Origin of the sequence: Promicromonospora citrea, from assembly GCF_013004695.1 — a bacterium.
GTDB classification, from domain to species: domain Bacteria; phylum Actinomycetota; class Actinomycetes; order Actinomycetales; family Cellulomonadaceae; genus Promicromonospora; species Promicromonospora citrea.
In genome coordinates this window covers 1-13067 of record NZ_JABEMG010000127.1, presented here as the reverse complement: position 1 = coordinate 13067, position 13067 = coordinate 1, and the positions used below count along the sequence as shown (strand labels likewise).

At 74.3% G+C, this 13067-nt stretch carries 11 protein-coding genes and 2 pseudogenes; 7 read left to right on the top strand and 6 right to left on the bottom strand.

The genetic code is table 11. The features are described from left to right. Together HLB15_RS19065 and HLB15_RS19060 are read left to right on the top strand one after the other, a co-directional pair. Positions 1–579, top strand: a pseudogene (locus HLB15_RS19065) (hypothetical protein); the annotation flags it as partial. Positions 580–625: 46 nt separating this feature from the next. Beyond that, a complete protein-coding gene (locus HLB15_RS19060; protein WP_171107590.1) occupies positions 626–1486 on the top strand; it encodes an SDR family NAD(P)-dependent oxidoreductase in 861 nt (286 codons plus the stop codon). A 92-nt stretch (positions 1487–1578) separates the two neighbouring features. Here the strand turns inward: HLB15_RS19060 and HLB15_RS19055 are convergent, their stop codons facing one another. From HLB15_RS19055 to HLB15_RS19040, 4 genes are all read right to left on the bottom strand, one after another. Further along, positions 1579–2505, bottom strand: a complete 927-nt coding sequence (locus tag HLB15_RS19055; RefSeq protein ID WP_171107581.1) for an NAD(P)-dependent oxidoreductase — start codon at positions 2503–2505, stop codon at positions 1579–1581. Between the two features lie 122 nt (positions 2506–2627). After that, positions 2628–3947, bottom strand: coding sequence for an amidohydrolase family protein (locus HLB15_RS19050; protein ID WP_212760092.1), 1320 nt, complete (start codon positions 3945–3947; stop codon positions 2628–2630). Continuing rightward, positions 3905–4837 (bottom strand): AraC family transcriptional regulator, encoded by a 933-nt coding sequence (locus HLB15_RS19045; RefSeq protein ID WP_171107578.1) that lies wholly within the window; start codon positions 4835–4837, stop codon positions 3905–3907. Before HLB15_RS19045 ends, HLB15_RS19050 begins: the two co-directional genes overlap by 43 nt. 64 nt (positions 4838–4901) lie before the next feature. Then, positions 4902–5771, bottom strand: a complete 870-nt coding sequence (locus tag HLB15_RS19040) for a helix-turn-helix transcriptional regulator (protein WP_171107576.1) — start codon at positions 5769–5771, stop codon at positions 4902–4904. Positions 5772–6131: 360 nt separating this feature from the next. Between HLB15_RS19040 and HLB15_RS19035 the strand changes: the two genes are divergently transcribed. Further along, positions 6132–7634, top strand: coding sequence for an NAD-dependent succinate-semialdehyde dehydrogenase (locus tag HLB15_RS19035; RefSeq protein ID WP_171107574.1), 1503 nt, complete (start codon positions 6132–6134; stop codon positions 7632–7634). Between the two features lie 19 nt (positions 7635–7653). Here the strand turns inward: HLB15_RS19035 and HLB15_RS19030 are convergent, their stop codons facing one another. Further along, positions 7654–8889, bottom strand: coding sequence for a sensor histidine kinase (locus HLB15_RS19030; protein WP_212760091.1), 1236 nt, complete (start codon positions 8887–8889; stop codon positions 7654–7656). Continuing rightward, positions 8886–9602, bottom strand: coding sequence for a response regulator transcription factor (locus tag HLB15_RS19025; protein WP_171107572.1), 717 nt, complete (start codon positions 9600–9602; stop codon positions 8886–8888). Before HLB15_RS19025 ends, HLB15_RS19030 begins: the two co-directional genes overlap by 4 nt. A gap of 116 nt (positions 9603–9718) precedes the next feature. Here HLB15_RS19025 and HLB15_RS19020 point away from each other — a divergent pair, with 116 nt between their 5' ends. From HLB15_RS19020 to HLB15_RS19005, 4 genes and pseudogenes are all read left to right on the top strand, one after another. Beyond that, positions 9719–10813, top strand: coding sequence for an AAA family ATPase (locus HLB15_RS19020; RefSeq protein ID WP_171107569.1), 1095 nt, complete (start codon positions 9719–9721; stop codon positions 10811–10813). Then, positions 10810–11739 (top strand): DUF58 domain-containing protein, encoded by a 930-nt coding sequence (locus HLB15_RS19015; protein WP_171107566.1) that lies wholly within the window; start codon positions 10810–10812, stop codon positions 11737–11739. Before HLB15_RS19020 ends, HLB15_RS19015 begins: the two co-directional genes overlap by 4 nt. Next, on the top strand, positions 11736–12722 hold the full coding sequence (locus HLB15_RS19010; RefSeq protein ID WP_171107563.1) for a VWA domain-containing protein: 987 nt from the start codon (positions 11736–11738) through the stop codon (positions 12720–12722). The genes HLB15_RS19015 and HLB15_RS19010 overlap by 4 nt, the downstream gene beginning before the upstream one ends. Positions 12723–12744: 22 nt before the next feature. Further along, a pseudogene (locus HLB15_RS19005) lies at positions 12745–13067 on the top strand (hypothetical protein); the annotation flags it as partial.

Genomic DNA, 13067 nt, shown 5'->3' with positions numbered 1-13067 from the left:
CACCTCGCCGAGCGCGGCGCGGGCGAGCCGGGCGCCGACCTCGTCGCCGCCCTGGTCGACGAGGTCCCCGCCGACGACGCCGACGTGCCCGACCTGGTGCGCCGCGGCGTCGACCGTGTGGTCGCGTGGCTCGACGGGCTCGTCGACAAGGCCTGGGCCGCGTGGCTCGTCGTCGCGGTGCTGCTGGCCGGGAGCGCCGCGGAGGTGGCGGTGGGCCTGGGCATCGTCCGCGGCCAGGTGCCGGGGCTGCCGCTGTGGACGGGCGTCGCGGTCCTGGTGGCCGTCGCCGTGTCGGTGGCGCTGCTCGTCGTCGGCGTCGTCGTCGGTCGGCGCGACCGCCTGCGCGGCGCGGCCTGGGTGCGCCGGGCGGTGCTGGTCAGCCTGCTGTTCACGCAGGTGCTGGTGTTCCGCGCGCTGCAGTGGACCGCGGCGTTCGGCCTGCTGCTCGACGTGCTGGCCTTCGCGGCCCTGGAGGTGGCGCTCCGCGAGGGTAGGACGGCGCGTCCTAGGCAGCCGCGACCCAGGACGGGAAGGGCTCACGATGGCCCCCCGAAGGGCCTTGCGGGGCGGGAGTCTTGATCTGTCGGCACATCGGGTGCCGGCCAGCATCTCAAGGAGACCCCCGATGACTTACCCCACCGACCGCCCCGCCACCTGGTTCATCACGGGCGCCTCGCGCGGCCTCGGCCTCGAGCTCGTCAAGAAGCTCCTCGAGCGCGGGGACAACGTCGCCGCCACCACCCGTTCCACCGAGCGCCTGATCGGCTCGCTGGAGGGCACCGACACCAGCCGCCTGCACGCGCTGGCCCTGGACCTGGCCGACGAGGCGCAGGTCGTCCAGGCGGTGAACAGCACCAAGGAGCGGTTCGGCACGATCGACGTCGTGGTGAACAACGCCGGCTACGGCTACCTCGGCGCCGTCGAGGAGGTCCCGGACGCCGACGTGCGCGCCATGTTCGACGTCCAGATCTTCGGCGCCTGGAACGTGCTGCGCGCGGTGCTCCCGGGCTTCCGCGAGGCCCACAGCGGCCACATCATCAACATCTCGTCCATCGTGGGTCTGCTGGCCTTCCCGGGCTGGGGCCTGTACGCCGCCGGCAAGTTCGCCCTCGAGGGCCTGACCGCCTCGCTCGCCGGCGAGGTCGCCGACTACGGCATCAAGGTCAACCTCGTCGAGCCGGGCTACATGCGCACGGACTTCCTGCGCCCGGTCTCGATCGGCCTGCCCGAGTCGACCACCGACGCCTACCCGGCCGTCCGCGAGATGGTCGAGCAGCACCTGGCCATGCCGGGCACGCAGCTCGGTGACCCGGCCAAGGCTGCCGAGGCCATCATCACCGTGGCAACGACCGGCACCGCGCCGATCCACCAGATCCTCGGCTCCGACTCGCTCGGCCTCGCCGAGGCTCGCGTCAAGGGCCTGACCGAGGCCATCGACGCGTCGCGCGAGCTCGCCGTGACGACCGACATCCCCGGCGTCGCCTGAGCCCTTCGCTCGGCGCCGACGCGCAGACCTGAGGCACCGGCCCCCACGGGGGCGCGGTGCCTCAGGTCTTTCCGCGCGGGTGGACCGCGGCCTCACGCCTCCTGGTCGCGTCCGCTCAGCCGCTCGTAGAGCAGGACGGCGGACGACAGGTCGTCCGCGCCCCGGCCCGCCGCGCTCACGGCGTGGAACAGCTCGTGCGCCAGGCCGGTGACGGGCAGGACCGTCCCGTCCCGGCGGGCGACGTCGAGCGCGAGCCGCAGGTCCTTGACCACCATGTCGGTCGAGAACGCGACACGGAAGTCGCGCGCGGCCAGCGACACCGCCTTGTACCTCACCAGCGGCGAGGCGACGGGGCTGTCGGCGAGCACGTCGAGCATCTGCTGCCACCCGAGGCCCGCGTTCCCGCCCAGCGTCAGCGCCTCGCTCATCGCCAGCGTGGTCTGGGCGATCACGGTGTTGACGGCGAGCTTCATGACCCGCGCCTCCTCGGCCTCGCCGAGCCGGAACGTCCGCCGGCCGACGGCGCCGAACACCTCCTCGAACGCGTCGATGCCCGCACCCGGCCCCGACGCGAGCACGCCGAGCTGCCCCGTGCGGACCAGCGCCGTGCTGCCCATGAGGGGCGCGCGCACGTACGGCACGCCGACGGCGGCGGCCGCGGCGGCGACGTCGGCCGACACCTCGGGCGACACCGTGCTCATGTCCGCGTACACCAGCCCCGGCCGCTCGCCCGTCAGCACGCCGCCCTCGCCCGTCGTCACCTGGCGCAGGGCGCCGTCGTCGGCCACGAGGGTGACCAGCAGGTCGACCTCGCCCGCCAGCTTCTCGGGGCTCGGGGCCCAGCGTGCGCCCGCGGAGACCAGCGCCTCCGCCCGCGCCATGGTGCGGTTGTGCACCCAGACCTCGAACCCGGCCTCCAGCAGGCGCGTGGCGATCGCGCGCCCCATGGTGCCGAGCCCGAGCACGCCGACGCGCGACGTCGGGGAGCCCTGGGCCTCGTTCGTGGATGTCTCGCTCATGATCTTCCTTCCTGGTGGTGAGGCCACACGCACGAAAGGACCGGGGCCGACGGGCGCCTCACGTACCCGCCGACCCCGGTCAGCTTGTGCGCCGGGTCAGGACCCGGCGACGTCGTCCCCGATCAGCTCCAGCCGAACAGGTCCTGCCGCAGACCGGCCGCGCGGAACAGGTAGTCCCGCGAGGACTCGAGCTCGCGGCGCAGGCGGTCGAGGTTGGCGTCGAGCAGCCGCCCGCGCCACTTGCGCACCTTGCCCCCCGCGAGCACGGTCTCGACGTTCGACCGCTCCATGAGCGAGACGACGGCACCCGGCACGCTGTTCAGCGGCGCGACGTTGAGGGCCGTCGCGTCGAGCAGGACGATGTCCGCCTCCTTGCCCGGCGTGAGCGAGCCGACCTTGTGGTCGAGCCGCAGGTGCTTGGCGCCGTTGAGCGTGGCGAACCGCAGCACGTCGCGGACGGTCAGCAGCTCCGGCGTACCGGGAGCCGGTGTCGGCCACTGGTTCGGCGGCGTGAAGTCGCCCTGCTCGAGGATCTGCTGGTTGACGACCATGCGCTGCATGGTCATCGCGGACCGCATCTGCGTGAACGGGTCGGCCGTCATCGTCGTCTCGACGTCGGAGCTCAGCGACGGCTCCATGCCCAGCTCCTGCATCTTCAGGATCGGCGGGACGCCGTGCCGCATGTTCATCTCGATCGGGAAGGCGACCGACACCTGCGCGCCCGCGTCGCGTGCGCGCTCCCAGGCCGTGTCGGACATCCCGGTCATGTGGATGAGCAGGTTGTCCGGCCCGAAGCCGAGGTCGTTGTTCACGCCGCCCGTGCCGGCCGCGATGTCGTCCACGATGAGGCGGGTGCCCCAGCCGGAGACGATGTGCGACGCGATCTGGAGGTCCAGCTCGCGGGCGATCTTCCAGGACTCGGAGTACATCTCCTCGCTGATGTAGATCTCACCGCCCATGACCATCGTCAGGAGCTGGTCGTCCGAGGAGAAGTACTGCTCGCGCAGGCGGTAGGCGTCACGCGGGTAGCGCGCCGCCGGACGCCCGTCGCCCTCGAAGTAGCCGAACGCGCTGCGCCGGCCGGTGTCGCGCAGGGCCCGGACCGCCGCGTCGGAGTGCTCCGGCGAGTGGTGGATCTGCGAGACGTCGAGCACCGAGGTGACACCCGCGTCGAGCTGGGACAGGCCGGCGAACAGCGAGTTGATGTAGACGTCCTGCGGCCGGTAGACGGGCGAGAACCGCTGCAGGATGTACTCGGTGTAGTCGGGGTCCGCGCTCGGCGAGCCCGAGTTGTCGTCGACCAGGAGGCCGTTGGCGAGGAACGCGCGCTGCGAGGTCTCGAACAGGTGGTGGTGGGTGTCGACGAAGCCGGGCATCACGATGCGGCCGCGGGCGTCGATCACGGTGGCACCGGCCGCGCGGATGTTCGGCCGGACGGCCACGATCTTCGTGCCCTCGTCATGCCGTGGAACTGCTTGAACGCCGTCGCGAAGTGCGAAGGATTGGCATAACCCACGCGCTCGGCGACCTGACCGATAGTGAGCTGCCGTTCCATGAGCAGCAGCGCGGCCTGGTCCAGACGCAGCCGCTTGAGGAATTGATAGAGACCTGAACCGGTCGCCTCGACGAACATCGCGGTGAGCGCCGACGGGCTGACGTTCACGTCGTCGGCCATGTCGCCGACCGTCAGGGGTCGGGACATGTTCGCGCGCGCGAACGCGATCGACGCGCTCAGCGGGTCGTCGGGACGCTCGACGGCAGCGGCCTGCAGGAGGCGTGCCGCCTGCTCGGTGCGCAGCAGGTGGTAGGTGATCTCCTGCAGCGTCATCGGGGCGAGGACACGGCGGTCGCCCGGGTCGGCGAGCAGGCCGAGGAAGCGCAGCACGGACTCGCGCAGCCGCTCCCGGTCGGCGAACACCCGCGCGACCGACCGGGCGTCGGACGCCGGCACCGCGTGGATCGTCCCGGCGCGCTCGGCGAGCAGCGAGGACACCGACCGGACGACCGCCGGGTCGAGCTGGAGCACGAACGAGTAGTAGGGCCGCTGCGGGCTCGCCTCGTCCACACGGGTCTGGAACCGCAGGCCGCGGGTGAGCAGGAGGTGGTGGTCGGGGTCGCACACGTGCTCCTGGCCGTCGACGACGATCAGCTTGCGCCCCTGCACCACGTACACGAGCGCGAGCGAGCCGACCTGGGCCGCCTGCAGCGGGATCCGGTGGTCGAACCGGTAAGCGGTCAGGCCGGGCCACGGCGTCTCGTTCGGACCCTCCTGGGGCGTCAGGCCCGCCAGCTCGGCGACGAGCTGCGCGGCCGGGTCGTCCGGACCGGTCATGCGTGCCTCCTGTGCGCGATGGCCCCGTGCGTCGGACCGGGGAGGACCGTCGCCCCCGCGGTGGTCAGTCGGCGGCCCGCTCCGCGCCCACGCCCGTGAGCGACCAGCTCGCCAGCAGGTCGAGGGCCCGCGCCGACGGCGAGGCGGGCTCGGTCGAGTACACGTAGAGCGTGGTGTCGGGGTCGCCCGGGAGGGTCAGCGTCTCGTACTCGACGGCGAGGTCGCCCACCACCGGGTGGCGCAGCCGCTTGGACCCGTAGGTGCGCTGGTTGACCCGGTGCTCGTCCCACCAGCGGGCGAACTCGGGCACCGTCTCGCGCAGCTGGGCGATGAGCTCGTTGGTGGCCCGGTCGGCGGGGTCGTTGCCCGCCTCGAGGCGCAGGCTCTCCACCGCGACGCGGGCCTGCTCCTCCCAGTCGACGAACAGGTCACGCGGCTCGACGCCCAGGAACATCCACCGCGCGTAGTTGCGCTCCGTGGCGGGCAGCTTCTCGAAGTCGGTGAACAGCGCCTTGGCCATGCGGTTCTGCGCGAGCACGTCCGAGCGCCGGCCGAGCACGAGCACCGGCACGTCGCCGAGCGCGTCGATCAGCTGGTACAGGCCCGGCCGCACCCGCTGCACGGGGCGCGAGCGCTGCTGGGGCGTCGCCGTGCCGAGGCCGATGAGGTCGGCGAGGTGCGCGCGGCCCGGAGCGTCCAGGTCGAGGGCACGGCCGATCGCCTCGACCACCGCGGGCGACGGCACGATGCGCCGCCCCTGCTCGAGGCGTGCGTAGTAGTCGCTCGACACCCCGGCGAGGAACGCGACCTCCTCGCGCCGGAGCCCGGGCACGCGCCGCACGCGGCCGTCGGCCGGGAGGCCGGACCGCGCGAAGTCCACCTGACTCCGGGCCCGCCGCAGGAAGTCGGCGAGCTCTGTGTTCTTCTCCGCCATGTGTTCCAGTCTCGCGACCGGACGGCCGGACCGCACCCCCTCGGGTGGTCCTGTGCGTCCTAGGTCGCGCAGGGCGCGCCCAGGCCCCCCGCCGCGCCCCTGGCCGGACGACGCTGGGAGCAAGCGCGGGTACCAGAGCCCGGTATCCCTACTCGAGGAGGAGCACCATGAGCAAGATCCTGATCGTCATGGCGCCCCGGAGGACTACCTGGGTGAGGCCACGACCGTCACCCACCTCGCCGTCGACCGCTGGGCCGCCACCCCCGGCCTCGACGCGACCCACCCGCCCGTCGCCGAGCTCGCGACGCGCGCGCACCACGGCAGCACCCCGCAGACCAGCACCCGGAAGGAACCCCGTCCATGAACACCATCAGCGCCCACGCCTCGAACGACACCAGAGCGAGCGACCCGGAGCGGACCGCACGCGACCTCGGCGTCGACCCGCGCCTCTTCCTCGGCGGTCGCCGGCAGGACGGCTCCGCGGGACAGACCATCGTCGTCGAGAACCCCGCGACCGGCGCGGCCCTCACCGAGGTCGCGTCCGCGACCCCCGAGGACGCGCTCGCCGCCCTCGACGCGGCCGACGCCGTCCAGGAGAGCTGGGCGGCCACCGCACCGCGCGAGCGCGGCGAGATCCTGCGCCGCGCCTACCAGATCCTGACCGACCGGTCCGGGGAGCTCGCCCGGATCATCACCCTCGAGATGGGCAAGTCCCTCGACGAGTCGCGGGGCGAGGTCGCCTACGGCGCCGACTACCTGCGCTGGTTCTCCGAGGAGGCCGTGCGCATCTCCGGCGAGTGGAAGGTCAACGCGGCCGGCACGGCGCGCGTGCTGACCATGCGCCAGCCCGTCGGGCCGAGCCTGCTCATCACGCCGTGGAACGCGCCGCTGGCGATGCCGGCCCGCAAGATCGGCCCCGCCGTCGCCGCGGGCTGCACCATGATCCTCAAGCCCGCGGCCCAGACGCCGCTCACGGCGCTGTTCCTCGCCGAGGCGCTCGCCGAGGCCGGGCTCCCCGAGGGCGTGCTCAGCGTGCTGCCGACGTCCGACGCCGGCGGCCTCACCGACGCCCTGTTCGCCGACGACCGCCTGCGCAAGGTGTCGTTCACCGGCTCGACCGAGGTCGGGCGCATGCTGCTGCGCAAGTCCGCGGACCACGTGCTGCGCACCTCCATGGAGCTCGGCGGCAACGCGCCGTTCATCGTGTGCTCCGACGCGGACGTGGACGCCGCCGTCGACGGGGCCATGCTCGCCAAGATCCGCAACAACGGCGAGGCGTGCGTCGCGGCCAACCGGTTCCTCGTGCACGCCGACGTCGCCGAGGAGTTCTCGGCCAAGTTCGCCGACCGCATGCGTACGCTGCGCACCGGTGACGGGAGCGAGCCGGGCGTGCAGGTGGGCCTGCTCATCGACGCGGCCCAGCGGGACAAGGTCGCCGGCCTCGTCGCCGACGCGATCGCCCAGGGCGGCCGGCTCGTCACCGGCGGGTCCTCGCCCGAGGGCACCGGCTACTTCTTCGCGCCGACGGTGCTGACCGACGTCCCCGCGAACGCCCGGATCAACAGCGAGGAGATCTTCGGCCCCGTGGCCCCGATCCGGGTCTTCCACGACGACGACGAGGCGATCCGCATCGCGAACGACACCGAGTTCGGGCTCGTCGCCTACCTCTACACCCAGGACGTGAGCCGCGCGGTCCGGCTCTCCGAGCGGCTGCAGACCGGCATGGTCGGCCTGAACCGCGGCCTGGTCTCCGACCCGGCGGCCCCGTTCGGCGGGGTCAAGCAGTCGGGCATGGGCCGCGAGGGCGGCTCGACCGGCATCGACGAGTACCTCGAGACGAAGTACGTGGCGCTGGCGGTCTGACGACGGCGGCGTGGCCCGCTCACGTCGTGAGCGGGTCCCCGCCCGGCGGGACGGCGTCGCGGCCCGCGGCGCGGTCGAGGGTGCGGTCGGGGAGCCAGATCGTGAAGGTGCTCCCCCGCTCCCCGGCGTCGTGCGCCGTGTGCCGCAGGTGTCCGTCGTGGCTCTCGGCGACCTGGCGGGCGATGGCCAGGCCGAGGCCGGAGCCGTCCGTCCCCGCGCCGTTCGTGCCGCGGTAGAACCGGTCGAAGATCCGGTCGCGCTCCTCGTCGGGCACCCCGGGTCCCTCGTCGGCGACGGCGACCCAGGCCCACCCCTGCCTGCTGCCCACGCCGACCGTCACCGTGCTGCCCGACGGCGCGAGCCGCACCGCGTTGGACAGCAGGTTGCCGACGGCCCGCGCGAGCGCGTTCGCGTCGCCGTACGCGACCGGTCCCGGGTGGGCGCGCTCGGCGAGCGCCACGCCGCGCTGCCGGGCCACCGCGCGGTTCTCCCGGACGACGCCGGACACCAGCGCCGCGAGGTCGACCTCCTGGTCGGCGAACGCCTCCGAGCGCAGGCGCGCCGTCGCCAGCAGGTCCTCCAGCAGGCGGGACATGCGGGCGGTCGCGGCGAGCACGACGGCGGCCGCCTCGGCGCGCTGGGCGCGGTCGGCCTGGTCGTCGGCGAGCACCGCCTCGACGTTGGCCTGCACCACCATGACCGGGTTGCGCAGCTCGTGCGAGACGTCCTCGATGAGCCGGCGCTCGGCGCTGAACGCCCGGTCGAGGCGGTCGAGCATGCCGTCGATGGTGTCGGCCAGGGTGCGCAGCTCGTCGTGCGGGCCGGTCGCGCCGATGCGGCGGGAGAGGTCGGTGGCGCCGATCTCCTGGGCCGTCCGGGTGATCGCCTCGACGGGCCGCAGCGCCCGCCCGGCCACCCACCAGCCGATGACCACGCTGAGCAGGAACATGACCGCGAGCGCCACGGCCGAGTAGTCGCGCAGCGTCTGCAGCGCCGCGTAGTTGACGGCGTGCTGCACCGTGTCGAGGTCGGCGGCCTGGAACTGCTCGCCGGGCTTGTAGGCGATGCTGCCGTCGGGCTTCTTCTCGAACCGCTTGACGGTCACGGGGTCGAGGGGCGCGGCGACGACCGTGCTCGACAGCGCGAGGTACACGCCGGCGAGGATGAGCGCGGTGACGCCGAACAGCGTGGCGGAGTAGGTGACGGCGAGCCGCATCCGCACGGTCGCGGCCCACCCCGGCAGCCGCAGGGTCATGCGAGCGCGCCCTCGACGGGCGCGGGCAGGTCACGCAGCCGGTACCCGCGGCCGACGAGGGTCTCGAGGGCGGGCTCCTCGTCGTCGACGGTGAGCTTGCGGCGCAGCGTGCCGACGGTGACGCGCACCGTCTGGGTGAACGGGTCGGCGTTCTCGTCCCACACGTGCTCGAGCAGCTCCTCGGCAGGCACCACGTAGGCGGGCCGGCTCATGAGGTAGCGCAGGACTCCGAACTCCTTGCGGGTCAGGGAGAGCTCGCGCTCGCCGCGCCAGGCGAGCTGCCGCGCGGTGTCGAGGCGGATGGGGCCGTGGGTGAGCACGGCGGCGACGTCGCGCGTCTCGCGGCGCAGGAGCGCGCGGATGCGGGCGGACAGCTCGATGACGGCGAACGGCTTGACGAGGTAGTCGTCGGCGCCGACGTCGAGCCCGGTGACGCGGTCGGTGAGGCGTCCGCGCGCGGTGAGCATGAGGATGCGCGGCGGCTCCCCCTCGGCGAGCGGGATGGTCCCGGCGCGGACGGCGCGGGTCAGGTCGTAGCCGGTGCCGTCGGGCAGGGTGACGTCGAGCAGCACGAGGTCGTACGGCGTCAGGGCGAGCTTGGCCTGCGCCTCGGCGACGGTGTGCGCGTGGTCGACGGCGTAGCCCTCCCGGCGCAGGGCGACCTCCAGGGCGCTCACGAGCCCCGCCTCGTCCTCCACGATCAGCAGTCGCACAGCAGAACCGTAATCGCGCGGCGGCGTGCCGCACAGGGTGTGCCGGTCCCCCTCTTTCGGTCGGCTTTCGCTCGGGTTTCCCGCAGTTTTCTCGCCGGTCGGGTGGAGTCGGGTCCATGGAGACCCCCACGAGCCGCCCCACCGCTCACCCGACCACCCACCCCCACCCCGCCACCCATCCCGCCACGCAGGACATCCCCGCGGTCGCCAAGCACCCGCCGCTGCGCCCGCCCGCCGCGCTCCTCGAGCGTGCGCTGTTCGAGGTCAAGCGCGTCGTCGTGGGCCAGGACCACATGGTCGAGCGCACCATGGTCGGCCTGCTCGCCCGCGGCCACGTGCTGCTCGAGGGCGTGCCCGGCGTCGCCAAGACGCTCGCGGTGCGGACGCTGGCGACCGTCGCCGGCGGCACGTTCGCCCGCCTGCAGTTCACGCCCGACCTCATGCCGTCGGACATCGTCGGCACGCGGGTCTGGAAGCCGACGCGCGAGGACTTCGACGTCGAGCTCGGCCCCGTGTTCGCCAACCTCGTGCTGGCCGACGAGATCAACCGCGCGCCGGCCAAGGTGCAGTCGGCGCTGCTGGAGGCGATGGCCGAGCGCCAGGTCAGCATCGGTGGCCGTACCTACGCGCTGCCGGACCCGTTCCTCGTGCTGGCCACCCAGAACCCCATCGAGAGCGACGGCGTCTACGCCCTGCCGGAGGCGCAGCGCGACCGGTTTCTGCTCAAGGTCGACGTCCACCACGCCGACGAGCTCGAGGAGCTGACGATCGTGCAGCGGATGAGCGCGGCGCCCCCGCGCCCGGAGCCGATGCTCGACGCGGCCACGGTGCGCCAGCTCCAGCAGGAGGCCGACCAGGTGTTCGTGCACCACGCCGTGGCGCAGTACGCCGTCGCCCTCGTCCTGGCCACACGGCACCCCCACCGGTACGGCCTCGGGAACCTCGACGGCGTGCTCGAGTACGGCGTCAGCGCGCGCGGCAGCCTCGGGCTGGTCTCGGCCGGCCGGGCGCTCGCGCTGGTCCGGGGCCGCGACTACGTGCTGCCGAGCGACCTGGCGGACCTCGCGCGCGACGTGCTCGCGCACCGCCTGGTCCTCACGTTCGACGCGGCGGCCGACGGCGTCGACCCGCGCACCGTCGTCGACGCCGTCCTGGCGGGCGTGCCCCAGCCGAAGGTGGCGCCCGCCGAGGACGAGGTGATCGTGCGATGACGGGCGCACCGTCCCCGGGGGCGCGCCGGTTCCGGCGCCTCGAGCTGACGGTGCGACGCCGGGTCGACGGCCTGCTGCAGGGCGACGTCGACGGCGACGCCCTCGGCCCCGGCACCGACCCCGAGGAGCTGACGCCCTACCGGCCCGGCGGCGACGTGCGACGCATCGACTGGAACGTCACCGCCCGCACCGGCTCCGCCCACGTGTGGCGCACGCGCGCGCAGCACGAGCTCGACACGTGGGTGCTCGTGGACCGCAGCCCGAGCATGGCGTTCGGCACGGCGCTCACCGAGAAGGTGGACGTCGCGCAGGAGGTGGCGGCCGCCGTGGGGCTGCTCACCGCGGGGCCCGGTAACCGCGTCGGCGTCGGTCTGGCGGACGCCGCGGGCCTGCACTGGCTCCCGCCGCGTCCCGGCCTCGCCGCCGCGGCCCTGCTCACCCGGCTCGAGCCTGCGGCCCGCGCGGGCGACGCCGCGGTGCCGCTCGCCGACGCCCTGCGCGGCCTCGGCGTCCGGGCGCGACGGCGCGGCCTGTGCGTCGTGGTGTCCGACCTGGTGGTGCCCGACGGGCGGGTCGAGCGGCCCTTCGACTGGGAGGAGCCGCTGCGCCGTCTCACCGCGCGGCACGACGTGATCGTGGTCGAGGTCGACGACCCCCGCGAGCGCGAGCTGCCCGACGTCGGCGAGGTCGTCCTGGTGGACCCGGAGACGGGCGCGCAGCGCGAGATCTCGACGTCCGACCCCGAGCTGCGGCTCGCCTACGCGGTCGCGGCCGCCCGGCACCGCGACCAGACCGCCGCGGCGGTGCGCGCCGCGCGTGCGGAGCACGTGCGCGTGGGCACGGACGAGGACTGGGCGACGGCGCTCGCCCGCTTCGTCCGGCAGCGGCGCCGCACCCCCGCCCGACGTCCCCGGAGGACCCGATGACCTTCACCAGCCCCCTGTTCCTGCTGGCCCTCGTGCCGGTCGCCGCACTGGCCGCCGCGTACGTGGTGCTCCGCCGGCGCCGCACGCGGTACGCGGTCCGGTTCGCGACCCTGCCCATGCTCGACCGGGTCGCCCCCGCCCGTCCCCGCTGGCGGCGCCACCTGGCCACGGGCCTGGTGCTCACGGCGCTGGCCGCGTTCGCGGTCGCCGCGGCGGGGCCCCAGATGCGGCTCCAGGTGCCCTACGACCGGGCGACGGTCATCGTCGCGATCGACGTCTCCGGCTCCATGGAGGCGCGCGACGTGCCGCCGGACCGGCTCACCGCCGCCAAGGAGGCAGCGGCCCAGTTCGTGCGCGAGCTGCCCGACACGGTCCAGGTCGGCGCGGTCGCGTTCTCCGACGGCGCGACCGTCGTCGCGCCCGTCACCGACGACCGCGCGCTCGTCGAGCGGGCCGTCGCGGGACTGCGCGCCGACGGCGGCACCGCGATCGGCGAGGCGGTGTTCACCGCGGCGGACGAGGTGCTCCGGCAGGCGACGGGGCCCGCGTCCCCGGGACCGTCCGCGGACCCCGGCGGCGAGCAGCCCGTCGAGCGGGTTCCCGCCCGCCTGGTCCTGCTCTCCGACGGCCACAACACGGCCGGCCGCAGCCCCGCCTCGTCCGTGCAGGCCGCCGTCGACGCCGAGATGCCCGTCTCGACCATCGCGTACGGCACGCCCGACGGCACGATCGGCAACGGCGCCCGCACCCAGTCGGCCCCCGCCGACGCCGACACGCTGCGCCGCCTCGCCGAGGACACCGGCGGCCACTTCTACAGCGCTCAGAGCGTGGCCGAGCTCGACCAGGTCTACGAGGACATCGGCTCCGCCGTCGGCCGGCGCACCGAGACGACGTCCGTGACCACCCCGCTCATCCTCCTCGGCCTCGGCCTCGCGGTCGCCGCCACGGCGCTGTCCCTGCGCTGGTTCTCCCGACTCGTCTGACCCCACCCGAAGGAGCACTCCCGTGCAGAGTCCCGATGCCCCGTCCGCCGGCGCCGTGCCGGAGCCCGTCGTCCCGTCCGCTGCCGTGCCGGCCCCCGAGGCGGCCGCCCCCGTGCCGACCCCCGCCGCGTCCTACCGCGCCGCGGCGGCCGGCCCGCTCACCCGCACCCCCGTCCTCCGCGGCGTCGCGCCAGGCCTCGGCCGCCCGGCGGGGCCGCGCCGGTTCGTGCTCGGCGAGCCCGCCGCACCCGCGGACGACGCCGCACGGCGCGGGCCGGCGCCGCTGCTCGTGGCACCGACCGAGCCGGTCGGCCCGGCGCCCGCTCGGCCGTCCGGGGCGCCGAT